This window comes from Paenibacillus sp. FSL L8-0641 (assembly GCF_038006265.1).
In the GTDB taxonomy this organism is placed as follows: domain Bacteria; phylum Bacillota; class Bacilli; order Paenibacillales; family Paenibacillaceae; genus Paenibacillus; species Paenibacillus polymyxa_D.
Map to the genome: position 1 here is coordinate 4170648 of NZ_JBBOUW010000001.1, position 24243 is coordinate 4194890.

The following is a 24243-nucleotide window of genomic DNA, read 5'->3' on the forward strand; positions in this document are numbered from 1 at the left end:
GTGATTCTCAGGTTCCGGATTTTACAATCCTCAAGTTGTTATCTTTCATATTTTATCAAATGTTTTATGAAAAAACCAATGAAAGGGTGGTTCATCAGCAAGATCCTGTATCTGATATCGTCCCGTTATGCGTTCCATCAGCCTGTAACAAGGAAGATTGGGATGGGCGAAAAGTCTCAATTGGCGCATGTACAGGCGAATCCGACGTTATCTCTTCCCCGAACACATGTCGGAACACTTCGGTAACCGACTGTACGGGAATCACTTTTAAACCCTCAATGCTGTCAAAAAGAGCTTGCCAGTTGTCCTGCGGAATGATCACTTTTTTGGCTCCTGCCTGAAAAGCGGCTTCAACCTTGGCTAATACACCACCAATCGGTTTGACACGACCATGGATGCTAATTTCGCCAGTCATTGCAATTTCATGATCCACCGGAATTCCCCGCATCGCGGAAGCAATGGCTGTTGCCATCGCAATTCCTGCGGACGGGCCATCTACCGGCGTACCCCCAGGAAAATTGATATGCAAATCGTAATTCGACGGAGACAATCCGAGCGTACGCAAAACGGTTAGAACATTTTCTACAGAACCTTTAGCCATGCTCTTACGGCGCAGTGTACGGGACCCGCCTCCGATTTCTTCCTCATCCACAACCCCCGTAATATTATAGCTGCCCTTTCCCTCAGGAACCGGAACTGCTGTAACTTCAATTTCAAGCAGCATCCCCATGTTCGGGCCATATACAGCTAATCCGTTAACGAATCCGATTTGCGGCAAGCCTGGTATTTTTCGGTCAGGACGCGGTTGAATTTGACTACTGCCCGCTACCCATTCGACGTCGGAAGCATTGAGACATTCCCTTTTCTCGGTAAGTGCCAAACCAGCAGCCAGCTGGATCATATTGACCGCCTCCCGACCGTTCGTTGCGTAACGCTGTACAACTTCTACCGCCTCAGGACAAGGGCCAAAGCCTAGCTTGTGGACGGCATCCTCTGCAATACGAGCAATCTCCTGTGGCTGCAAGGCACGGAAATAAATCTCCATGCACCGGGAGCGAATCGCAGGTGGCAGTTCATGCGGCGAACGGGTCGTCGCACCCACCAAACGAAAATCGGCTGGCAAACCGTTTTGGAAAATATCGTGGATATAAGCAGGAGTATTCGAATCTTCCGAGTTGTAATACGCACTCTCCAAAAATACCTTGCGATCCTCCAGTACTTTCAAGAGTTTATTCATCTGCGTTGGATGCAGCTCACCAATCTCATCAATGAACAGCATCCCCCCATGCGCCTTCGTCACAGCTCCGGGTTTAGGTTGTGGGATACCCGCTACCCCCATCGCTCCTGCCCCTTGATAGATTGGATCATGCACTGAACCTATCAGCGGGTCCGCAATACCGCGCTCATCAAAGCGGGCCGTCGTAGCATCAATCTCCGTGAATTTGGCGTCTCCCTTGAACGGAGAGGACAGATTCTTCTTAGCCTCTTCCAGCACAACGCGTGCAGCAGCTGTCTTCCCTACACCCGGCGGGCCATAAATAATGACATGCTGCGGATTCGCACTACATAACGCAGCCTTGAGCGCGCGCAGTCCATCCTTCTGACCCACGATATCCTGTAATGTGGCAGGACGTGTGCGTTCAGCCAACGGCTTGGTAAGTGAAATAGAACGCAATTTGCGTAGCTTATCCAATTCCTTGCGGGATTCCCGATCCACCGCACTACGGTTCGTTTTCTGGCTCCGCAGGAGGTTCCAGAAATACAGACCAATAACAATCCCGAAAAACATTTGCACCAATAACAAAATCATAGTCAAGTCCATCGTATTTCCTCCGTTTCTCATCTCAGCAATTTTAAAAATGCCGCTCTATGAAAAACAGTATTTCCTTTTCCGCGATAGCTAAACGGCGGTCTTTCAAAAGATCAGAGAGAAATACAAAAACACCGCGAAGAACAGTTCTGTAGCAGAGCTGCTCTCCACGGCGTTTAAATGATGACAATAGATTATGACTATGCCTCTTTATAATAACTGCTTTTTGCCTACACCTTCTCGGCGGTATGACGTTCTTCACGTCCAGGTATTTTCCCTGTTTCCTCATATGCTTTGACGATGATATCAATTTCTTTTTTCAATTCGTCCACCATATCAGCCTCAGGTACTTTGCGAATCATTTTTCCATAACGGAACAAAAGGCCTTCACCGCGCGCTCCGGCAATTCCAATATCAGCTTCCTTCGCTTCACCCGGGCCATTTACTGCACAACCCAGTACTGATACTTTAATCGGTACCTTGAGTTTTGCAATGTAGTCTTCTACCTCGTTGGCAATAGAGAACAGATCAATATCCAGACGTCCGCAAGTCGGACAAGAAATCAATGTAGCTGCGTTTGTGATTAATCCAAACGTCTTGAGCAACTCACGGGCTACCTTCACTTCTTCCACCGGATCAGCACTAAGTGAAATACGCATTGTGGAGCCGATGCCTGATGCTAGCAAAGCGCCCATACCTGCCGCGCTTTTAACTGTACCCGTAAAGAGTGTACCCGCTTCGGTAATACCCAGATGGAGCGGATACTTAATAATTTCAGCGGCCTTCGTATAAGCAGCAATCGCCATAGGAACATCAGACGCCTTCAGTGACACGATAATGTCATGGAAATCAAGTTCTTCCAGTATCCCGATATGATACAGCGCACTTTCTACCATCGCTTCTGGCGTAGGGTAGCCATACTTATCAAGTAAATGCTGTTCCAATGACCCGGCATTCACACCAATTCGAATCGGAATCCCTTTTTCCTTACATGCCTTCACGACAGCTTCTACTTTTTCACGTCGTCCTATGTTACCTGGATTAATGCGAACTTTATCAATCCCATTTTCAATTGCCAGTAGAGCCAGCTTGTGATTAAAGTGAATATCTGCAACTAGCGGAATATGAATCCGTTTTTTAATTTCCTTAATGGCTGCGGCAGCTTCCTCATTGTTGACGGTAACCCGCACCAGTTGACATCCGGCTTCTTCCAAGCGAAGAATCTCGGCTACAGTTGCTTCCACATCTGCTGTTTTAGTTGTACACATGCTTTGGATGATGACTTCATTGCTGCCGCCAATCGTCAGATTCCCGACTTTAACGGGACGTGTGTCTTGTCTTAAGAACATGTACTTTTCTCTCCCATTAACGCCAAACCTCCACCCCTTAAAACCTCATACAGGTTTAGTGAAGTGGAGATCCGGCTTCTCATGTTTTAGAGATCGCGAAGTATCAATCCTTAGGCGCTCTCTTCTTGTTTTTTATCCTTATCTGTACCACCGAGTTCCGGTGCGATTTTGTCTTTTACAACCTGCTCATTGATGACGCAAGTAGTCACATCCTCACGGGAAGGAACCTCATACATTACGTCCAGCATAATACCTTCGATGATCGCACGAAGGCCACGGGCACCCGTGTTACGCTTGATCGCTTCACGAGCAATGGCTTCCAGAGCATCTTGCTTAAACTCCAGTTGCACATTATCCAGCTCAAGCAGCTTCTGGTATTGCTTGGTTAACGCATTTTTCGGTTCGGACAGAATACGAACCAATGTGTTCTCATCAAGCGGCTCCAGCGTAGAAATTACTGGCAAGCGTCCTACAAATTCCGGTATCAGACCGAATTTCAAAAGATCCTCAGGCAATACCATTGAAGTATATTCGCCTGGTTTCAGGTCTTTTTGTTCGCTCGTAGCGTTGAAGCCGATAACCTTTTTACCGATACGACGTTTGATCATTTGCTCCAGACCATCAAAGGCACCACCGCAAATGAACAGGATATTCGTGGTGTCAATTTGAATAAACTCTTGATGTGGATGCTTGCGACCGCCTTGAGGTGGTACAGAAGCAACCGTGCCTTCCAAAATTTTAAGCAACGCCTGCTGTACACCTTCACCCGAAACGTCACGCGTAATGGACGGGTTTTCGGATTTGCGGGCTACTTTATCAATTTCGTCAATGTAGATAATGCCGCGTTCGGCTTTTTCTACATCATAATCGGCAGCTTGAATCAGTTTCAGCAAAATATTTTCAACGTCTTCACCCACATAACCTGCTTCCGTAAGGGAAGTGGCATCTGCGATAGCAAAAGGAACGTTCAAAATTTTAGCCATGGTTTGCGCAAGCAACGTTTTACCCGAACCTGTAGGTCCAAGCATCAAGATGTTACTTTTTTGCAGTTCCACATCATCAATTTTGTTTTGAGTATTAATTCGTTTGTAGTGATTATATACCGCTACAGACAACGATTTTTTCGCTTGATCCTGACCAATAACATATTGGTCCAGAATGTCACGGATTTGCATTGGTTTCGGAATGTCTTTCAGATCTACTTCTTCTTCATGACCCAATTCCTCTTCTACAATCTCCGTACACAACTCAATGCATTCGTCACATATATATACGCCCGGTCCGGCAACAAGCTTGCGAACCTGATCCTGAGATTTACCGCAGAAAGAACATTTCAATTGTCCTTTTTCATCATTAAATTTAAACATAGAGCCACCCCTTTACAGATTAATCGGTTTAGACAGCACCTGGTCAATGATACCGTATGCTTTTGCCTCTTCCGCTTCCATGAAGAAATCCCGGTCAGTATCACGTTCGATTTTTTCGAGGGGCTGACCCGTACGCTCTACATAGATTTGATTCAGCTTAGCACGTGTTTTGATAATCCAGTCCGCATGAATCAGCATATCGGAGGCTTGCCCCTGAATGCCACCAAGTGGCTGATGAATCATGACTTCACTATTGGTAAGCGCGTATCTCTTACCTGGCGCACCCGCTGTTAGCAGCAACGAACCCATACTTGCAGCCATGCCTACACAGATCGTCGATACGTCCGGCTTAATGAATTGCATTGTATCATATATACCCATGCCCGCAGTTACAGAACCGCCTGGCGAGTTAATGTACAAATTAATATCCTTCTCTGGATCTTCCGCAGAAAGGAACAATAGCTGTGCAATGACGAGATTGGCGACATCGTCATCAATCGGGCCACTTAGGAAAATAATACGATCCTTAAGCAACCGCGAGTAAATATCGTAAGATCGTTCTCCTCGATTCGTTTGTTCCACAACCATAGGGACGAGACTCATCACGACCAACCTCTTTTCTTTATTAAAATGAACACCTGTATTCATCCGCTTCCTTATGTCCCATTAAAACGGAAGCAGCAAGCATGAAACGTGAACACCTTACAAAATATTTTAACATGTTCAGAGTCTCGTGTCATATTTGCATGCGCTCATATATGCAGTGCGGGCTATTTACAGTACACTCTGCCGAGACCTTCTCATATTTAACCATGTTTCGTATGTATGTGCAAATATACGGTAGTGACTTATGTAAAACAAGAAAACGCGACTCACAGCACTTTCCATAAACGACTAAAATTTGGGTTATCAAAGGTAAAAATAAGGCACGTAACTTTCACTACGTGCCTTATCCCTATCTAATTACTACGTTTCAGCTTGTTACAGCATACTCCGTATATTTTATCGTCTGAATTACTCAGCAGCTTCAACTGGCGCTTCTACTTCTTTGCTGTTTTCCACCAACAAAGCAATGGTTTTGCGCAGTGAAATTTCTTCTTTCAGGTTAGCGAACGAGCCGTTACCTTCCAGAATGCTACGGATTTCTTCAACTGAACGTTTGTAAGCTTCAGCCATGTTTTTCAGTTCTTCATCAATTTCCGCTTCGGAAACTTCGATGTTTTCTGCTTTAGCCACTTGCTCCAGCACGAGGTTGTTACGTACGCGCTTCTCAGCATCAGCTTTCATTTGCTCTTCCAGGTCTTCCTTGCTTTGACCAGAGAATCCAAGGAACATTTCAAGGTTCATACCTTGGCTACGCAAACGGTTGTCGAAATCGCGAACCATGTTTTGCACTTCGCTCTTCACCATTGCTTCAGGAATGTCGATTGTTGCATTCTCAGCAACCTTCTCCACTACAGCACCCTCGCGAGCTGCTTTAGCTTCGTTTTCCTTACGATCCAACAATTGCTTTTTCAAGTCTTCCTTGAATTCAGCCAGTGTGTCAAATTCGCTTACATCTTTAGCAAATTCATCGTCCAGCTCAGGAAGAACTTTGCGTTTCAGTTCGTGAACTTTCACTTTGAATACCGCTTGTTTGCCAGCGAGGTCAGCAGAATGGTAGTTCTCAGGGAACGTTACTTCAACGTCCTTGGAATCGCCAGTGTGCAAACCAACCACTTGCTCTTCAAAACCAGGGATGAATGTGTTAGATCCCAGTTCCAAAGAATACTTCTCAGCTTGTCCGCCTTCGAATGGTACACCGTCCACGGAACCGTCGAAGTCAATAATAGCTGTATCACCGGATTGAGCAGCATCTTCATCAACGACAACCAGTTCAGCATGACGTTGTTGCAGGCGCTCCAGTTCTTGAGCCAGTTCTTCGTCGCTTACTTCGAGTTTGCTTACAGGCACTTCTACGCCTTTGTAATCGCCCAAAGTCACTTCAGGTTTAACAGTAACCTTTGCTTTGAACTTGAAAGATTCGCCTTTAGCAAATTGATCAATTTCAACGTCAGGGCTGTCAACCGGGAAGATGTCCGTTTGCTCTACAGCTTGGCTGTAAGCTTCTGGCAACAGGATGTCAATTGCATCTTGGTACAGACTTTCAATACCATAGCGTTTTTCAAAGATAGGACGTGGTACTTTACCTTTACGGAATCCTGGTACACTTACTTGTTTTGCCACTTTATTAAAAGCTTTGTCGAGTGCAGCGGCTACACGATCCGCGTCAACCTCAACTTCAAGAACCCCAAGGTTCTTCTCTATTTTCTCCCAAGTTGCTTTCATTTTATGCTTTCCCCTCCAACAAAATCTTCACTTAGTTTTCATTACAATCAACGCACACAAAATAACCACTATAGTATATCTAACATTACTGTCTTTTTCAAGAGCAGCCCTTTGAATGCTTCACAGGTAAACGTTTCCGGTCACTAAGGAGTGTGCATTCCCGCCGCTACGAATAGTCGCATCGACCGATACGCCTGCTCAAAACGGAAGCGCAACGCATCTGTAATACCATATATAGCACGGGTTTCTTCCTCATTATTATTACCGTTCAAACTTTCCGAAACGGTCTGATGGAGTGCTGCAGCCCAAATATCCGGCATTCCGTCCTCTTCCACCAACATGGATCTATAATCATTCGTACCGTATACTGCCATCACAAACTGTGACCACAACTCCTGTGCAAAATAGAATAGTGTAGGCTCGTGCACCTCAGTCTGATCAGCCACCCGTTCCAAAATACGCATAATCGACTCTGGAAAATCACCAGGCTGTAACGGAACCGTTTCAATGTCGATTTCCGCTTGTTCATCACCCCGTCTGATTTCTATCGTCCCTTCCATTCCGCGTCGTCGCATTGTCTGTAGAACACGGAATTGAAGTAAAGGATGGATTTCCCGGTCCGTAATCCAGCGAAGCAAGGCATCGTCGATTTCTGGCAGTTCCAAATAGGACAACTGCTCCAACGCTAAAATCGTCTGTTCGGATAAGGGTTCATCCATAGCCATCCGCAACAGCTTGTTGCCGTAGCCCGCATCCTGCTCCTGCTTAAAGCGTGCATGACGGCGAGCTAACTCTACTTCACTGACCTCTTCTTCCACAGCGTCCGTTACCGCCCCGCTGTCAGCGTACTGTGGAAATGCAGCTTCCAGCCATTGTAATAGAGCGTTCCATTCATCGTATTGCTTCTGCTCCTGTCCCTGACACTGCATTAAAAAACGCAGCATCGCCATCGCCTCTCCGTAACGTTCGTTTTCAAGCATCACAGTAAGTTGGATTTGATAATAGTCCAGTGTCTTCGGAAACAATACAATATTATTTTCTTTTGTCGTCACCTTGGAGTCCTTTATTCAAGGCACCCCCTCTCCTTCACAAGCTCAAGTATTTGTAGATTATATGAGAAACAGTAGCCGAAGTCCAACCACTCGTCTTACACATATTCACCTGTATTCTAACATACCCTTTTATAAGGCAAAAAAAACTACGTCTACTCAGAATTTATGCTGTATAAAGCCTAAATAAGCGATATATGCAAAATAAGACTTGAATTTCTTTTATCCATATGATATATTAATATTCGCTTGAATTTTATGTCCCAGTAGCTCAGCTGGATAGAGCAACGGCCTTCTAAGCCGTCGGTCGGGGGTTCGAATCCCTCCTGGGACGTCATAACAAGAAGCTTCCATAATGGAGGCTTTTTTTGTTCTCATGAGATAACTCACAGGGGAACGTCGGCCCATCGGCATCGTTAGCCTATACTTCGCAGTCAACTATAGGGAGAGTATCTCTCTTGATAAATTACATCAAAAAAAGCTTCCGCAAGGGAGCTTTTTTTGATGATAAATAATGTAGAAAGAATAGTCTGCCACGCTACTTTAGGCGCTGGTTTCAAGTCACTACTCTTTCAATAAAACGCAGATATTGCTATCATCTATCATGTTACACCATTTTGAAGTAAAGGAGGTTGGCTGACTCCCTTGACTACGAATAAACTCCAAAAGTCGCGGGAAATTCATCGTTTTGTTGCCACTTTGCTTTCTATATTAGGTACTGGATTGGGTATGTTTTATCTCGCCATTCCTTCCTATATGATTGGAGGAGCGGCTCTGATCATCACACAGGGAATTCTGATCTATTTTACATTATTTTCTCTCGGATACCTGCTTATTATTTCGGGACCGCTGGCCATTATTCTCCACATTTTAGGCATTATTTTTACAATACGATCTTTTCAAATTACAAGCAATGTGGGTAGCGCGCCGACAAGTGCATCGTTGCCTTCCAAATGGCGCATGTTGCTCAGTCTCACTGTGGGAGCTACACTTCTACTTCTTGCAGTCACAATGAAATACGTAGATATTATAGAACCTTTTACACAAACAGGTGAAAATAAACGCAACGTAGCCGCAGAATCAGAGCAATATCTGGAGCAGAAATACGGAGAGGACTTTCAAATTCAAAATATTAGCTATCATAGTATTCCCTTCACTGAATATACCATGGAGGCGATCTCTAATCGTCATCCTTCCGTCCTCTTTAACATGACCAAGCGTCCTTATGAGGATGTCCCATTTAGAGAAAAATATCTTAACGCCCTTTGGGAGAGCCAACTGGACATGAAGCTCAAACCTGTTATACAGAAGCTGTACAATGATGCAGCCGCTGTTCATTCTGGGGTGCAAGAAGGGGAAACAGATAAAATGATCAAAGAATACGACGATTTTAAACTGAATCCCGAAGCGGTCGGCGATCAATATATTCGTATAATTGTATTCGAGGATCTAACTGACTCAGGATTGTCATTGGAAAAAGAACGGGTATTACAAACTGCAAAAGTTCTCAAAACAGTGTTGGCCGGAAATAAAGCCTCATTAGACATCGAATACTTCCCTTCGGCTATGAATACCAACCGAAACCTTAAGGCAATAGAACTAAACGATTATATGTTTGGTCAGGACCATTTTGATGAAAAGACCTATGAAGTCAAGATAGAAGACATTTATAAGCTTATGTCAACAAAGGATATACAAATCACATCGCTTGACCGCGTGAAGTAGCAAGGAGATTAATCAAATGAAATTAATATCTTGGAATGTAAATGGCTTAAGAGCCTGTGTGACCAAAGGGTTTTATACTTATTTAAAAGAAACGAATGCCGATATTTTTTGCGTACAGGAAACGAAGCTTCAAGAAGGGCAGATCCTCATGGAAAACATGGAGGAATACACACAATACTGGAATTATGCTGAGAAAAAAGGGTATTCCGGCACGGCTATTTTCACCAAAATCAAGCCGCTCTCTGTGCATTATGGACTTGAAGAAAATGAAGAACCGGAGGGCCGAACCATCACTTTGGAATTCGAAAAATTTTATCTCGTCAATGTGTACACACCGAATACCAAACGGGACTTATCCCGACTGCCCTACAGACTGGAATGGGAAGACCGTTTTCGCAGCTACCTGCAACAACTGGATGCTTTGAAGCCTGTCATCGTGTGTGGAGACTTGAACGTAGCTCATCAGGAGATCGATCTCAAAAACGCCAAAGCTAACTACGGAAATGCCGGTTTTACGCCTGAGGAACGGGAACGCATGTCACAGCTGCTAGACGTCGGATTTATAGATACCTTCAGAACCTTTTATCCTGACCGGACGGATGTTTATTCCTGGTGGTCCTACATGCCAAAGGTGAGAGAAAGGAATATTGGCTGGCGGATCGATTACTTCCTCGTCTCGGAGAGACTTCGTTCGCTATTGATGGATGCGAACATTGATTGTCATATTACAGGCAGTGACCACTGTCCTGTGATATTGGAGTTGCAAGATATTTCAGCATAAGTCCCCTGCCCTGACACAAGGATTTATGAAACTTTAAAAAGCGGTCATGCTCTGTTATTGCAGCATGACCGCTTTAATGAATGGAGCTATGTCCCCAAATATACCTCGATACGGGAAAACAACCGCTCTCTCACATCTTGTGCCTCTTTATGATCTAATATAGCCTGTCTTATCGTCTTCTTTTCGCCACTAGCGTAATGCAGTACATACTGGGTCACTATGCATTCCGGTGGATAAGTATCCTTGCGATCCGTATTAAAATAAGTCACCTGACAGCTTCCGAGAAAACAGAAAGATAGCTCACCTGTAGCTGTGAACAGCCAGCCTGGCAGCTTGGGCTCCAGCTTCAAGGATAGGCCCCTATGATCATAGCCAAACGGCTGCCCGCCCGTCATCATCCATATCCACATATGAATAAATTCTGCCGTAGATCCGCTCAGCCTCGCGATATATCCCGTTCCATGCAAACTTGCATCAGGATTAGCACTGCTAGCAATAAAGGAGCTGTTCGGTTGGCCGGAAAAAACTCCATGATGGCTCCATTCTTATCCTCCACACCAAAGCTCGCAATTCCTTGTCCACGATTAACATAATACGCCCACAGAGGAATTCCCTGAACCCCAGCAATACCGGGTAGAAAACTGGAAAAGGGCTTGGCCTGCGCAAAATTCTCAATCACAAAACGTCCTTGATCGTCAAAATAATACTGCTGCATCGTGCACCCCTTTTCTTTTTAAAACCCGTTATTCGCCATCACTTGCTTGAACCACAGCGCACTTTGTTTGGGTGTCCGTTCCTGCGTGTCGTAATTGATGTGTATAATCCCAAAACGTTTGCTGTATCCCCAGGCCCATTCGAAGTTATCGAGGAATGACCATACAAAATAGCCCTTAAGCTGACCTCCCTCCCCAATAAAGCGATGGCATGCCTTTAAATGTTCCTCAATGTAATGCTGACGCCCAATGTCTTCAATCTTTCCATTCACCAGTTCGTCCTTCATCGCTGCTCCGTTTTCTGTAATCAGGATGGGTAATCCTCTGGTAAAATCCTTCTCAATCCGTGTCAGCAGCTTATAAAAGGATTCAGGGTGAATCTCCCATCCCATATCCGTTACCGGTTCTTCTATGGAAATCTGCTCGACCTGAAGCAACGAAGCGTCTGTAGTCGCTCGAATGATACTGCGGGCGTAGTAGTTGATGCCCAAAAAATCCCCTGGCTGCTGAATCAGCTCCATATCACCAGGCTGTACAAAATCCAATCCGTTCAAGTGCTCCCCGTACCATTCCACCATATCCTCAGGGTATTTCCCGTTAAACAATGGCTCGGCAAACCAACGATTAATAAAGCCATCCCGCCGGACAGCAGCGGCTACATCCTCGGAGTGTTCAGAGGCTGCATCGACATGCTCCATGTTCAGCGTAATACCGATATTGCCCGTCAGGCCCTTTTCCTTGTGTAAGTTCATGGCTATCCCGTGACACATCAGAATATGATGAGCGGCAGCAAGAGCTTCCCTCCAGTTCTTATGGCCGGGGGCATGCTCGCCTGTACCATAGCCCAAAATAGAGGCGCAGTAGGGCTCATTTATCGTATTCCACCAGCTTATACGCTGTCCAAATCGATCCATGATTACAGAGGCATACGTTTTAAAATGTTGGATAGTCTCTCGCTGCGTCCAGCCACCCTCGTCCTCAATCCACTGCGGCAGATCCCAATGATACAGCGTCAGCATTGGAATCAGCCCAGCCGACTCAATCTCATCCAGCAGACGCTCATAGAAGAGTAGCCCCTGTTCGTTAACCACGCCAGGTGCGGGAATAATGCGCGGCCAGGCCACGGAAAAACGGTAATGTAAAAAGCCAAGTTGCTTCATTAATTGCACGTCTTCCTTAAAGCGGTGAAAATGGTCACAAGCCACATCTCCGCAGTCCCCTCCGATCACCTTCCCGGGTACTTGACAGAAAGTATCCCAAATAGAAGGCGTTCTTCCTTCCTCATCCACGCCACCTTCAATTTGATAAGAAGAGGTCGAAGTTCCCCACATAAACGTGGTGGGGAATGTATAGGTATTCTCATTCATACTTGGTATCATCCTTTCAGGAATCAAGACTTCACAGCTCCGGCTATCTTAGAATAAATACACTTACCTTTACGAAAGCGGTTTAGTTAATTACAGCTACTATTATGTATCGGATAGCCTGTATTTGTAAATAGAGATTTGTAAATTATCAAATAAAACACAAATCACCGTTATTACTCCTTAAAATATTAGGAGTCATCCTTTATTAGCACGGTTGACTCACTTCTATGAGGTAGCATAGAATACGAGTAATCATTAATTTTGAAAAACAAAGTCAATTTAACTAAATCAGTTTAGTTGCGGAGGATTCCATGAATATAAAAACAATAGCTAGCATGGCAGGCGTTTCAGTAGCAACGGTTTCGAAAATCATTAACAATTACACAGACATCAGTGAGGAAACCCGGCAGCGGGTACTTAAAATCATGGAGGAAACAGGCTATAGACCCTCCTCCTCGGCTAAAACGCTTGCTACCAAAAAATCTAATCTGGTAGGCGTTATATTCGCTGGTAAGCTGAATGTTGATTTTAGTCATCCTTTTTTTGTAGATATCATTAATGTCTTCAAAAAACAGATTGGCTTGCTTGGTTACGACCTATTGTTTTTTTCAAATGAGAAATTTCTGGATAATGGAGAGGACTATTTGGCTCGCTCGAAATATTTTTCAGTGGACGGGTGCATTATTATTGCTGGAGATGAAGTGGAGAAGAGTGTTTTTGATCTCGATGCCAGCCCTATCCCCTGTATCGGTGTCGATATTGAACTAACCGGAGCCAGTTCTTGCTACATTATGTCCGACAATCAGAAGATTTCAATGAAGGTTGTTGAGCACTTTTACATGAATGGATACCGCGACATGGGGTTTATAGGCATTGAACGCCCCTCCTTGGTTATTAAAGAGAGAGAGGAGGCCTTTATTGCTTCACTAAAACGGTTTAGTCTTGATGTTAGACCTGAATGGGTCGTGTATGGTAAGGACTACGCGGCAGAAGATGGATACCAGGTCGCGAAGGCGTGGATACAGCAAGGAAATTTACCAAAAGCTATTTTTGCGGCGACCGACCTGCTTGCCTTTGGTGCCATACGTGCTTTCAAGGAAAGCGGCTTGAGGGTACCCGAGGATATTGCTGTAGTGGGATGTGATGATATAGAAGCCTGTCGTTATACCGAACCTCCACTGACGACTGTAAAACAAGACAAGCAAAAAATAGGCCGTCTAGCTGCTATGGTGCTGTTTGACCTGATGAATAAACAAATGGATACCAAATGTATTAAAGTCGAGCCGGAACTGGTCATTCGTAGTTCCTGCGGAGCCGGCCAACATTGGAACCATACGAAGGTCAAAGGTTAGCTCATGCCTTAAAAAAGATGACTCCTGATAAGATTCAGAAGTCATCTTTTTGCAGTTTAATATTCAGAGACCCAGCGCTTAATCATTACTTGTAGGCCATCGTCGCATTCACAGCCTTTTTCCAGCCTTCATACAAGCCTGCACGTGTTGATTCATCCATATTCGTGGCAAAAGAGGTTTCCACCCTCACCCGCTTACGAAGTTCATCCGTACTCTTCCAATATCCAATAGCCAAACCTGCCAGACATGCAGCCCCCAGTGCCGTCGTCTCATGGATCACTGGCCGCTCCACCGTTGCATCTAAAATATCGCTCTGGAATTGCATCAGAAAATTGTTCAATACAGCTCCTCCATCCACCCGCAGCGTCTTCACCGCAATACCTGAATCGATCTCCATGGCTGTAAGCACATCTTTGGTCTGATAAGCGAGTGACTCCAATGTGGCGCGGATAAAATGCTCCTTCGTGGTCCCTCGTGTTAGGCCGAACATCGCTCCGCGCACCTCGCTATCCCAGTAGGGGCTCCCCAGTCCGACAAAAGCGGGGACAAGATACACTCCTTCCGTAGACGAAACACGAGCGGCATAAGGCTCACTGTCCTTCGCTTCACGGAACATACGCAGCCCGTCTCGCAGCCACTGGATCGCCGACCCCGCTACAAACACACTCCCCTCGAGTGCGTATTGCACTTTGCCTTCCTCCAGTCCCCAAGCGATGGTCGTAATCAGGCCGTGTTTAGATTCAACAGGCTGATCCCCCGTATTCATTAGCATAAAGCAGCCTGTGCCGTAAGTATTTTTGATCATCCCTTTTTCGTAACATGCCTGACCGAACAAGGCTGCTTGCTGGTCACCTGCTGCACCGGCGATCGGTACATTCTGACCGAAGAAATGATAATCCACGGTGTGCGCATATACCTCAGAAGAAGGCCTTACCTCAGGCAGCATGATTTTCGGAACACCCAGAATGTCCAGCAGCTCTTCGTCCCACTTTAGCTCATAAATGTTGTACATGAGCGTCCTGGCTGCATTCGAGTAGTCCGTCACATGTGCCTTTCCGCCGGATAGTTTCCAGATCAGCCACGAGTCAATCGTACCGAATAACAGGTCACCTCGTTCCGCCTTTTCCCGCGCGCCCTCTACATGGTCCAGTATCCACTTTACTTTAGTGCCTGAAAAATACGGGTCGATCAGCAGCCCTGTTTTGCTGTGAAACAGTTCCTCGTGCCCTTGTCGCTTCAATTCATCACAGATGTCCGAGGTTTGGCGTGATTGCCATACGAGTACATTATATACGGGCACTCCTGTATTTTTGTCCCACACAGCCACCGATTCTCGCTGATTGGTAATGCCGATGGCAGCCACTTGATTTGCTTTTACACCGGATTCGGAAAGACAGGAGGCAATGACTCCGAGAATAGAACTCCAGATTTCATTCGCATTCTGCTCTACCCAGCCGGGATGAGGAAAATATTGCGGAAATTCTCGCTGAGCCGAGTACACTACATCTCCCTCGCTATTGAACAAAATCGCTCTTGAGCTTGTCGTTCCCTGATCTAGTGACAAAATATATTTTCCCATTGTTCATCTCTCCCCGTGTAAATCCATCGTTTTTACGCTGTAAGTTTGTGATCCGTTTTATGATTTTTATAAGTACGACTCATACGGAAGGTAATCAAGAGTACAATCACGATGATCCCTAGTAAAATCCAGAAAGCTGGAGTCACACTCCCCTTAAAAACAGCCTGATAAAATGGCCCTGCGAAAGATCCCCCCAATAGCGGTCCTATAATGGGCACCCATGCATATTTCCAGTTGGACGCCCCCTTACCGGGAATCGGTAGTAAATAATGCATCAGACGCGGCCCAAAATCCCTCGCTGGATTGATGGCATAGCCCGTTGTGCCTCCAAGGGATAAACCGATACTGACAACTAAAAAACCAACAATCAGCGGTTTCAGGCCGTCTGTAAATGAATTGGCACCAAACGACAGTAAAGCAAGAACAAAGATGAAAGTACCTATCATTTCACTAAGCACGTTGGCAAACGGATGATCAATAGCTGGTCCTGTCGCGAATACACTGAGTTTGGCTGCTGTGTCCTCCGTCTCTTTCCAGTGGGGCCAATAATGCAAAACGACGATGATCGCACCCGCCATGGCCCCAAGAAGCTGAGCCACAATATAGCCGGATACATCTTGCCATGGAAAACTACCCTGAAATGCCAACGCGAGTGTAACTGCCGGATTCAAATGCGCTCCGCTGATTTGACCCACTGCATACACCGCAATAGCTACCGCAAGCCCCCAACCCATTCCGACCACAATCCAGCCGGAAGCGTGGGCAAATGACTTTTTCAGGGACACCCCTGCGCACACTCCGCCACCTAGGGCAATAAGAATCATTGTCCCTATGAATTCGGCTGCGTATGGCGACATACAACCTACCTCCTCAATAGATCACCCGATTTTGATCGCTTTCATCGCACAAAAAAAAGAAAAGCCATCACAAATCAACCCTGTGCTGTACCATGGGATGTCTGCGTGGCTCTCTTGTCTCCGTCACGATTATTAACTTAAATTTGATACTATATAAGCATGTAAGCGATGTCAACTGCGGATTTACGTCATTTCATAGCTTAAAATAATCGTTGACCATGTTAGATCCCCCGATTTATGATGTAAAAAAATGGGCACAAGTAAGGATTTCAGGATGAATACGACACTCCCAAACTCGATGAAGAAGGGAAGAATGTTATGCTGAAATTTCTGCAAAAAATCGGCAAGTCGTTAATGCTTCCAGTAGCTACTCTACCCGCCGCAGGGATTTTGCAAGGATTAGCTCTGATTAATTATGAAACGGATATACCGTTTGGTCCCGTAGTTGGCGGATTTCTGAATCATTATGTCACTCCTTTTCTGAACGAGGGGGCGGGGGCTATCTTCGGTAACCTTGCGCTCATTTTCTCCATTGGTGTTGCCATTGGTCTGGCAGGCGACGCAGTAGCCGCATTATCGGCAGTCATTGCCTATATGGTGTTGACCCGTATTTTGGCGGCAGTGCCGGGTATATTTGCATATATTCCAGACGACGTCAAGCTGGACATGGGCGTATTGGGTGGTATTTTTATCGGTGGATGGTCTGCTTTTCTGTTTAAAAAATATCATAATATTCAGCTCCCGGATTGGCTTGGCTTCTTCTCAGGCAAACGTTTTGTCCCCATGATTACCGCCTTCACGACCATGATTCTGGCCATTCTGCTCGGAATGATCTGGAGTCCGGTACAAGATGGGATTGCAGCCTTCGGCAACTGGATTGTCGGGTTTGGCGGAATCGGATCAATGGTATTCATGATTGCCAATCGGCTGCTGATCCCGCTCGGTTTGCATCATGTACTAAACTCAATCGCGTGGTTTCAGATTGGTAACTATACGAATGCAGCTGGCGAAGTTGTTCATGGTGACCTGACCCGTTTCTTTGCAGGCGATAAATCAGCTGGTCTATTCATGTCCGGTTTCTTCCCTATTATGATGTTTGCTCTCCCGGCAGCCGCTCTCGCATTCATCCATACGGCTAAACCGGAAAAACGTAAAGCCGTCGCTTCCATTTTCATCGGTTCTGCGCTGGCATCGTTCCTGACCGGAATTACCGAGCCCCTCGAATTTTCGTTTATGTTCATTGCACCATTGCTTTACGGCGTTCATGCTCTGCTGACAGGCCTGAGCGGCCTGGTCGTATACCTATTGGATGTCAAACTGGGCTTTTCCTTTTCAGCAGGACTCATTGACTATTTGGTCAATATGAAACTCTCCACTCACCCATTGCGAATGATCCCGGTCGGGCTTGTCTTCGCCCTCATCTATTACTTTCTGTTCCGATTTATCATTCTCAAATTCAACCTAAAAACTCCTGGGCGTGAAGATGATGGAGAAGACAGTCTCCTGTCTGAGGCTAACGAATCTGTACCCAATAAAAAAGCAAACGCTACATCCGACACTCCGTCCAGTCAGGCAGGCAGGGTACTAACCTATCTCGGCGGTTCGGACAATATCCTAAGCATTGATGCCTGCATCACACGGCTGCGTCTTGTCGTCAAAGACGACAAAGCAGTTAACGATCAAGCTCTCAGGCAGCTCGGAGCGTCGGGAATCATCAGGCTTGGTAACGGTACCCTGCAGGTTATTTTCGGGACTCGGTCCGAAATTCTGAAAGATGAAATACTGCGGTTGATGTCATGAGCTGAATCCCTAACTTAAGTACGTGCGTTCTTCATATAACAGACGCACGTGCTTTTTTTTATGGATAAACGTTTCAAATTTTTTGTTTTTGGTTAAGGCAATGCACATAAATGGGTAACAGCTTCATATGATGGAGCTAAACCATTTACAACTTGTTTAGCAGGCAGATTATCTCAGACAGCAAGGAGGGAAATGATGTGAAGACAGTACAATGGTTGGTATTATGTCTTACTTTTCTCACTATGTTCAGTGCTTGTAGTGGACCCTCGTTCTCTGAAAGTCAATCATCTGAAACTAATTTGTCAAATGGAAAAAAGATAACGCTTACATTGTGGTATTGGAACCGTTCCATTGATGATGAACTACTCGCCCAAGCGGAAAAACACTTTCCCAACATTGAATTAAAAACTCAAAAAATAGGTGGTGACTTCAAAGCTAAACTGAAGACAACGCTCGCAGCTCGTTCTGGTGAACCAGACATCGTAGCTCTGAACGACTGGATGGTGGAGCTATTTCCAAGTGCGGATCGTTTTTATGATTTAAGGGAGCTCGGAGCAGACCGCCTAAAAGCTCAATATTTGGAATGGAAATGGAATCAGGGGATCACTCCTGATGGTAAAATGATTGCATTTCCCATGGATACTGGGCCTACTGCCCTCTTCTATCGAAGCGATCTATTTAAGCAAGCAGGCTTGCCTAGTGATCCTGAAAAGGTTAGTGCCTCGATCCGCACATGGGATGATTACATGGCAGCCGGAGAACAACTTCAGCAGAAATTCGGAAGCCGTTCGTTTTTGGCCGATAATATTGTAAACGTTTACAATCAAGTGCTCGCTCAGCATACAAACCTCTACTTCAAGCCGGATGGCAGCTATATTGGCAATCAATCTCCTGACATCCGTCTGGGCTGGAAAACCGCTGTCGATTTCCACAAGAAGCATCTGCTCGCCAATGCGGATGGCTGGACTCCCGAATGGAACGCTTCGGTCAATAACGGCAAAATTGCCTCTTTTGTAGGGGCTGTTTGGATGAAGCAAGTTCTCACAGAGGCCGCGCCGGATACAGCGGGCAAATGGAGAGTCGCCCGTGCTCCTGGAGGAGACGGCAACCTGGGTGGTTCTTTCATTTCTATCCTCAAATCCAGCAAACATCCCAAAGAAGCCTTTGAAGTCCTGACCTGGCTGCAAAACCCGGAACACCAGTTGGAAGCCTACCACAAAATCGGACTGTTCCCGTCCACTCCCGGTGTCTTTGACGATCCTATCATGGGAACACCCGAGCCTTTCTTTGGAGGTCAGGCCACCGGACTCATCTTCGCCGCCTCCGCACAAAATGTGAAAAGCAGCTATTTCGGCGAGCGCTATCCTGTCATCCACGGCATTGTGACCCGTCGCCTTGCTAATGTCGCCAAACAGGATGCCAATTCCGATGTATTATGGACGGAAACCATGGAACGAATCGAACGGGAATTACAGCGATAAAAAAACAAAATTCAAAAAAGGCGTGTGGACAATATGCTGAGAGAAATCTGGAAGCACCGTGCCGTTTATGCTGCGATCTCGCCGTTTTATCTGCTGTTTGGCATCTTTGGACTGTTTCCGATTGGTTTTTCATTATACCTGGCGTTTCACAAATGGGACGGAATCGGAGACATGACCTACAACGGCTGGGGCAACTTTCGCTACCTTGTAACAGATCATGAATTTTGGCAGGCTGTAGGCAACACCTTTGTGATCTGGGTGTATGCAACGATTCCAATGCTATTCTTCGCACTGATTATTGCCTTCCTGCTTTATGCCCCTTTTGTGAAAATGCGCACCTTATGGCGAGTTGGATTCTTCCTGCCCAATGTGACGTCTATTGTGGCTGTTGCCATCATATTTGGTGCCTTATTTGCCAACAATTTCGGATTTCTCAACTACCTTCTGCAACTCTTGGGACTGCCCATGGTTCAATGGCTGAATGTGCCATGGGGTATCCAAATTGCCATTTCTTCTATGGTCGTATGGAGATGGATGGGCTATAACGCAATCATCTATCTGGCCGGACTTCAGAGTATTCCGCATGTGCTGTATGAGGCCGCCAAAATAGACGGAGCAACCGGAGCGCAAGCTTTTTTCCGCATCACTATCCCCATGCTGCGCCCAGTCATTCTGTTTACGGTCATTACGTCCACCATCGGCGGTATGCAACTCTTCACCGAGCCACAGGTCCTGGTCGGTAATGACGGCGGTTCCGGGGCAAGTGGCATGACCATCGTTTTATACCTGTACCGCGAGTCGTTCATTAACAACTATTTTGGATATGGTGCAGCCGTCGGATGGGGCATGTTCCTCATCATTGCTCTATTCTCCATCATCAACTGGAAACTTGTTCGAGGTAAAAAATAACGATGGGAAGGAGCTTCACAACATGATGCAGACACGTGCAAAATCCTTTGTTTTATATGCCGGATTGTTGGTGGGAATCATCCTGTCGATGTTTCCATTTTACTGGCTGATCGTCATGGCAACCCGTACAACTTCAGACATCTATCGTTTTCCACCGCAATTGTGGTTTGGTAGCCACTTCTTGGATAACATAACGAGAGTATTGCAGCAGATTAATTTTGCCGGAGCCTTTTTTAATACCCTTTTTGTAGCCGGTTCTGTTACCCTATTGGTTCTGTTTTTCGATTCACTGGCAGGTTTTGCATTCGCCAAGTTTGATTTTCCGGGCAAAAAAGTGCTATTTATCGTTCTGCTAGCTACAATGATGGTCCCTTCACAACTTTCGCTTGTCCCCTCCTTTGTCATGATGGCCACCTTTGGATGGGTAGGTACGTTCAAAGCGCTTATTATCCCGGGGATGGTAAATGCCTTCGGCATTTTCTGGATTCGTCAATATGCGGAAGAATCCATTCCAAAGGAGCTGCTGGATGCGGGGCGGATGGACGGATGCAGCTTTTTTCGGCTGTACTTGAATGTAGCACTGCCTATTCTACGTCCTGCGTTCGCTTTTCTCGGCGCGTTTACCTTTATAGGAGCCTGGAATGATTATTTATGGCCGTTAATCGTCTTAACGGATGAGCGTAAATTCACACTCCAGATTGCACTGTCACAATTAAACGGGATATACAATACGGATTATGCGATGGTCATTGCGGGCACCCTGCTTGCTGTACTGCCACTTATAATTTTATTTCTTTTCATTAGCCGCCAGTTTATTTCCGATCTTGCCGCCGGAGCGGTCAAAGATTAGATTTATTTGAATTCCCTTATTCATTTCATGTATAATAGTTAATCGTCATTTCAAATAGCTTACATGGTAAAGTTAGGTATTCAACAGGCAATCAGGTTAAGCGATTTACGATTTGAACATGAACTATGAACTGAGGGGAACTTTCCAGATGAACAAATTCACATATTATAACCCCACCAAATTAATATTTGGAGACAATCAAATTGAAGAACTGCAGCAGGAGCTGCTGAATTACGGCAAAAATATTTTACTGATATACGGAGGCGGAAGTGCCAAGCGAAATGGTCTGTATGACCAGGTATTAAACGCGTTAGAGCCGCTACATCTTAACATTCATGAATTGTCCGGCGTAGAGCCGAATCCGCGCTTGTCCACCGTTAAGAAGGGCATCGACATTTGCCGAAATGAAAACATCGACTTCTTACTTGCAGTAGGCGGCGGAAGCGTTATTGATTGCACCAAAGCCATCGCAGCAGGGGCTAAATATGACGGCGATGTGTGGGATATTATCAACAAAAAGCACATGCCGACCGAGGCTCTACCATTCGGCACCATCCTCACACTCGCCGCCACCGGTTCAGAAATGAATCCGGATTCTGTCATCACCAACTGGGAAACGAACGAAAAATACGTATGGGGCAGCGCGGTGACGCATCCGAAGTTTTCGATTCTGGACCCAAAAAACACCTTCTCTGTGCCACGTGATCAGACGGTATATGGCATGGTGGATATGATGAGCCATGTGTTTGAACAGTATTTTCACAATGTTAAAAATACACCGTTGCAAGATCGTATGTGCTTTTCCGTGCTGCAAACCGTGATCGAAACTGCACCTAAACTGCTGGAGGATTTGCACAACTACGAGCATCGTGAAACGATTTTATATGCCGGAACGATTGCTCTTAACGGAACACTGCAAATGGGCTACTTCGGGGACTGGGCTTCGCATACGATTGAACATGCATTATCTGCTGTATATGATATTCCTCATGCTGGCGGTCTGGCGATCCTATTCCCCAACTGGATGAGACATACGGTCGATCAGGATGCTGCACGCATGAAACGGCTGATGCTCAGCATGTTTGACTTAGACACCGTAGATAAAACAGATAGAGAAATCGCTTTGGAGGGTATTGACCGTCTTAGTGCATTCTGGACAAGTCTCGGTGCCCCTTCCACCCTGGCCGATTACAATATTAATGATGAGCAATTGGAAAAAATCGCAACCATTGCAGCCCGTGAAATGGAATATGGAGGCTTCGGTAATTATAAAAAGCTGAATCAAGAAGATATTTTAGCTATTTTGCGTGCATCGTTATAACATTCAAAAGGGAGTGTCCTCAAGCCTGTGATGGCTGAAGGCACTCCCTTTTGGAATTTATGAATTAACCGTGTGTCCCTTTTCTTCTACTTGAATAGCTGCCCCTACACTGGCACCTGCAAGAATGCCCTTTTTCTTACTAGAATTCAGAGAATCCATATAGATTCGGGTTTCTGCAACGACAATGCCTGACAAACCAAGCAGTGCAATCAGGTTCGGGAAAGCCATCATTGCGTTAAAGATATCTGCCAGCAGCCAAATGGCTTCCAACTTGATGAACGCACCTCCTGCCACAAGTGCGATGAACAAATAACGGTATGGTTTAATCCATTTGACACCCAGTAAATATTCAACACAACGTTCCCCGTAGTAATTCCAGCCCAGTATCGTTGTGAATGCAAATAAAATAAGGCTAATCGTCACGAGTTCTGCACCAGCCGGAAAGGCACTGGAAAACGCATGCTGGGTCATCAGACCTCCATCGTCATTTCCACTCCATATTCCCGTAACCAGCAACGTAAATCCCGTCAGATTACAAATAATCATCGTATCGATAAATACGCCTGTCATGGATATCAACCCTTGTTCTGCAGGCCATTTCGTCTTAGCAGCAGCTGCTGCAATTGGCGCACTTCCCAAACCGGCTTCATTAGCAAAAATACCTCTGGCAACTCCACTTCGCATCGCCAACATAATCGTCGCTCCGGCAAATCCACCCGTTGCAGATGTGGTCGAGAAGGCCCCTTGTAATACTAAAGCAATCGCATGAGGAAGCTCTCCTGCAAACTTAATGAGTACAATTAAGCAAACTACGATATAGAGCCCCGACATGAATGGAACAATCTTTGTGGATACCTTGGCAATACTTTTGAGTCCTCCAATCGTAACAACAGCAGTTAACACGGAAATAATGATCGCTGTAACTACCGTTGGCACTCCAAAGCTACTTTCCGTCGAAGAAACGATAGCCTTTACTTGCGGAAAAGTACCGATTCCAAATAGGGCTACAAGAACACCAGAAAAGGCAAACAACATCGCCAGCGGCTTGAAACGGCGGCCAAGTCCGTTTTCAATATAATACATCGGACCACCCGAAAATTGTCCGTTCCGGTCTTTAACACGGTATTTAACGGATAATAATCCTTCCGCATATTTGGTTGCCATCCCGAAAAAAGCTGCAACCAGCATCCAGAATAATGAACCGGGCCCACCCAGCTTGATCGCTGTCGCCACGCCAACAATACTTCCTGTACCTACAGTAGCTGCCAGTGCCGTACTCAATGCACCGAAGCTGCTTACATCTCCGCTACCTTCGTCCGGCGCTTTACCAATTAGCTTGAGCGCCAAAGGCAATCGAATAACCTGAAGCAGCTTCAAGCGGATCGTTAGCCACAACCCCGTGCCCATCACGAGAATAAGAAGCGGCGCTCCCCATATCCAGCTGTCAATCGTTTCTAACACATGTACCAAATTCATTTTCAACCCGCTCCTCCAACATATTAGAAAACAAAAAAGAGTCAAATCAGCTGATTCGACTCCTGGAGAGGTTAAAGGCACGAAAAAATACAACCATCTTGTGCAGGTTTCTACCTCTAATAGCTCATA

20 protein-coding genes and 1 tRNA gene are annotated in these 24243 nt (G+C 45.7%); 9 read left to right on the plus strand and 12 right to left on the minus strand.

Features of this window, described 5'->3' with window-relative positions; all coding sequences use genetic code 11:
- Window positions 1-94: 94 nt before the first annotated feature.
- The 6 genes from lonB to MKY16_RS18860 form a co-directional block, all read right to left on the minus strand.
- Window positions 95-1822, minus strand: coding sequence for an ATP-dependent protease LonB (lonB, locus tag MKY16_RS18835; protein WP_029518404.1), 1728 nt, complete (start codon window positions 1820-1822; stop codon window positions 95-97).
- 218 nt (window positions 1823-2040) lie between these two features.
- Window positions 2041-3159, minus strand: coding sequence for a flavodoxin-dependent (E)-4-hydroxy-3-methylbut-2-enyl-diphosphate synthase (gene ispG / locus MKY16_RS18840; RefSeq protein ID WP_025718670.1), 1119 nt, complete (start codon window positions 3157-3159; stop codon window positions 2041-2043).
- A 110-nt stretch (window positions 3160-3269) separates the two neighbouring features.
- The gene (gene clpX, locus MKY16_RS18845; protein ID WP_013311623.1) at window positions 3270-4526 is read right to left on the minus strand and encodes an ATP-dependent protease ATP-binding subunit ClpX; all 1257 of its coding nucleotides are present in this window, start codon (window positions 4524-4526) and stop codon (window positions 3270-3272) included.
- 12 nt (window positions 4527-4538) lie between these two features.
- Window positions 4539-5129 (minus strand): ATP-dependent Clp endopeptidase proteolytic subunit ClpP, encoded by a 591-nt coding sequence (gene clpP / locus MKY16_RS18850; RefSeq protein WP_016324659.1) that lies wholly within the window; start codon window positions 5127-5129, stop codon window positions 4539-4541.
- A gap of 411 nt (window positions 5130-5540) precedes the next feature.
- Window positions 5541-6854, minus strand: coding sequence for a trigger factor (gene tig, locus MKY16_RS18855; protein WP_028541569.1), 1314 nt, complete (start codon window positions 6852-6854; stop codon window positions 5541-5543).
- 143 nt (window positions 6855-6997) lie between these two features.
- Window positions 6998-7906 carry a hypothetical protein gene (locus tag MKY16_RS18860; RefSeq protein WP_185156363.1) on the minus strand — a complete coding sequence of 303 codons (909 nt, stop codon included), beginning with the start codon at window positions 7904-7906 and terminating at the stop codon, window positions 6998-7000.
- A 257-nt stretch (window positions 7907-8163) separates the two neighbouring features.
- Between MKY16_RS18860 and MKY16_RS18865 the strand changes: the two genes are divergently transcribed.
- From MKY16_RS18865 to MKY16_RS18875, 3 genes are all read left to right on the plus strand, one after another.
- Window positions 8164-8237 (plus strand) — tRNA-Arg (locus MKY16_RS18865).
- Between the two features lie 311 nt (window positions 8238-8548).
- Entirely contained in the window at window positions 8549-9628 is a 1080-nt protein-coding gene (locus tag MKY16_RS18870) for a hypothetical protein (protein WP_069011259.1), read from the plus strand.
- 16 nt (window positions 9629-9644) lie between these two features.
- Complete coding sequence (locus MKY16_RS18875; protein ID WP_165148785.1) at window positions 9645-10409, plus strand: exodeoxyribonuclease III; 765 nt, start codon at window positions 9645-9647, stop codon at window positions 10407-10409.
- Between the two features lie 86 nt (window positions 10410-10495).
- Here the strand turns inward: MKY16_RS18875 and MKY16_RS18880 are convergent, their stop codons facing one another.
- The 3 genes from MKY16_RS18880 to MKY16_RS18890 are packed head-to-tail and all read right to left on the minus strand — an operon-like array spanning window position 10496 to window position 12489.
- A complete protein-coding gene (locus MKY16_RS18880; RefSeq protein ID WP_238437838.1) occupies window positions 10496-10819 on the minus strand; it encodes a hypothetical protein in 324 nt (107 codons plus the stop codon).
- Window positions 10820-10845: 26 nt separating this feature from the next.
- The gene (locus MKY16_RS18885) at window positions 10846-11124 is read right to left on the minus strand and encodes a hypothetical protein (protein ID WP_029518399.1); all 279 of its coding nucleotides are present in this window, start codon (window positions 11122-11124) and stop codon (window positions 10846-10848) included.
- Window positions 11125-11142: 18 nt separating this feature from the next.
- Window positions 11143-12489 (minus strand): GH1 family beta-glucosidase, encoded by a 1347-nt coding sequence (locus MKY16_RS18890; RefSeq protein WP_340956582.1) that lies wholly within the window; start codon window positions 12487-12489, stop codon window positions 11143-11145.
- Window positions 12490-12800: 311 nt separating this feature from the next.
- Here MKY16_RS18890 and MKY16_RS18895 point away from each other — a divergent pair, with 311 nt between their 5' ends.
- Window positions 12801-13841: a LacI family DNA-binding transcriptional regulator gene (locus MKY16_RS18895; RefSeq protein ID WP_029518397.1), complete on the plus strand. Its 1041-nt coding sequence runs from the start codon at window positions 12801-12803 to the stop codon at window positions 13839-13841.
- A gap of 85 nt (window positions 13842-13926) precedes the next feature.
- On the opposite strand, the gene glpK is transcribed toward MKY16_RS18895, so the two are convergent.
- Window positions 13927-15420 carry a glycerol kinase GlpK gene (glpK, locus tag MKY16_RS18900; RefSeq protein WP_340956583.1) on the minus strand — a complete coding sequence of 498 codons (1494 nt, stop codon included), beginning with the start codon at window positions 15418-15420 and terminating at the stop codon, window positions 13927-13929.
- A 32-nt stretch (window positions 15421-15452) separates the two neighbouring features.
- Window positions 15453-16277, minus strand: coding sequence for an MIP/aquaporin family protein (locus MKY16_RS18905; protein WP_340956585.1), 825 nt, complete (start codon window positions 16275-16277; stop codon window positions 15453-15455).
- Window positions 16278-16595: 318 nt separating this feature from the next.
- Here MKY16_RS18905 and MKY16_RS18910 point away from each other — a divergent pair, with 318 nt between their 5' ends.
- From MKY16_RS18910 to MKY16_RS18930, 5 genes are all read left to right on the plus strand, one after another.
- Window positions 16596-18077 carry a PTS transporter subunit EIIC gene (locus MKY16_RS18910; protein ID WP_029518394.1) on the plus strand — a complete coding sequence of 494 codons (1482 nt, stop codon included), beginning with the start codon at window positions 16596-16598 and terminating at the stop codon, window positions 18075-18077.
- Between the two features lie 197 nt (window positions 18078-18274).
- Complete coding sequence (locus MKY16_RS18915) at window positions 18275-19558, plus strand: ABC transporter substrate-binding protein (RefSeq protein ID WP_340956588.1); 1284 nt, start codon at window positions 18275-18277, stop codon at window positions 19556-19558.
- 33 nt (window positions 19559-19591) lie between these two features.
- A complete protein-coding gene (locus tag MKY16_RS18920) occupies window positions 19592-20467 on the plus strand; it encodes a carbohydrate ABC transporter permease (RefSeq protein ID WP_340956590.1) in 876 nt (291 codons plus the stop codon).
- A gap of 22 nt (window positions 20468-20489) precedes the next feature.
- A complete protein-coding gene (locus MKY16_RS18925) occupies window positions 20490-21317 on the plus strand; it encodes a carbohydrate ABC transporter permease (RefSeq protein WP_250240135.1) in 828 nt (275 codons plus the stop codon).
- A 148-nt stretch (window positions 21318-21465) separates the two neighbouring features.
- On the plus strand, window positions 21466-22638 hold the full coding sequence (locus tag MKY16_RS18930; protein ID WP_340956596.1) for an iron-containing alcohol dehydrogenase: 1173 nt from the start codon (window positions 21466-21468) through the stop codon (window positions 22636-22638).
- Between the two features lie 57 nt (window positions 22639-22695).
- Here the strand turns inward: MKY16_RS18930 and MKY16_RS18935 are convergent, their stop codons facing one another.
- The gene (locus MKY16_RS18935) at window positions 22696-24114 is read right to left on the minus strand and encodes an alanine/glycine:cation symporter family protein (protein ID WP_340956598.1); all 1419 of its coding nucleotides are present in this window, start codon (window positions 24112-24114) and stop codon (window positions 22696-22698) included.
- Window positions 24115-24243: the final 129 nt, after the last annotated feature.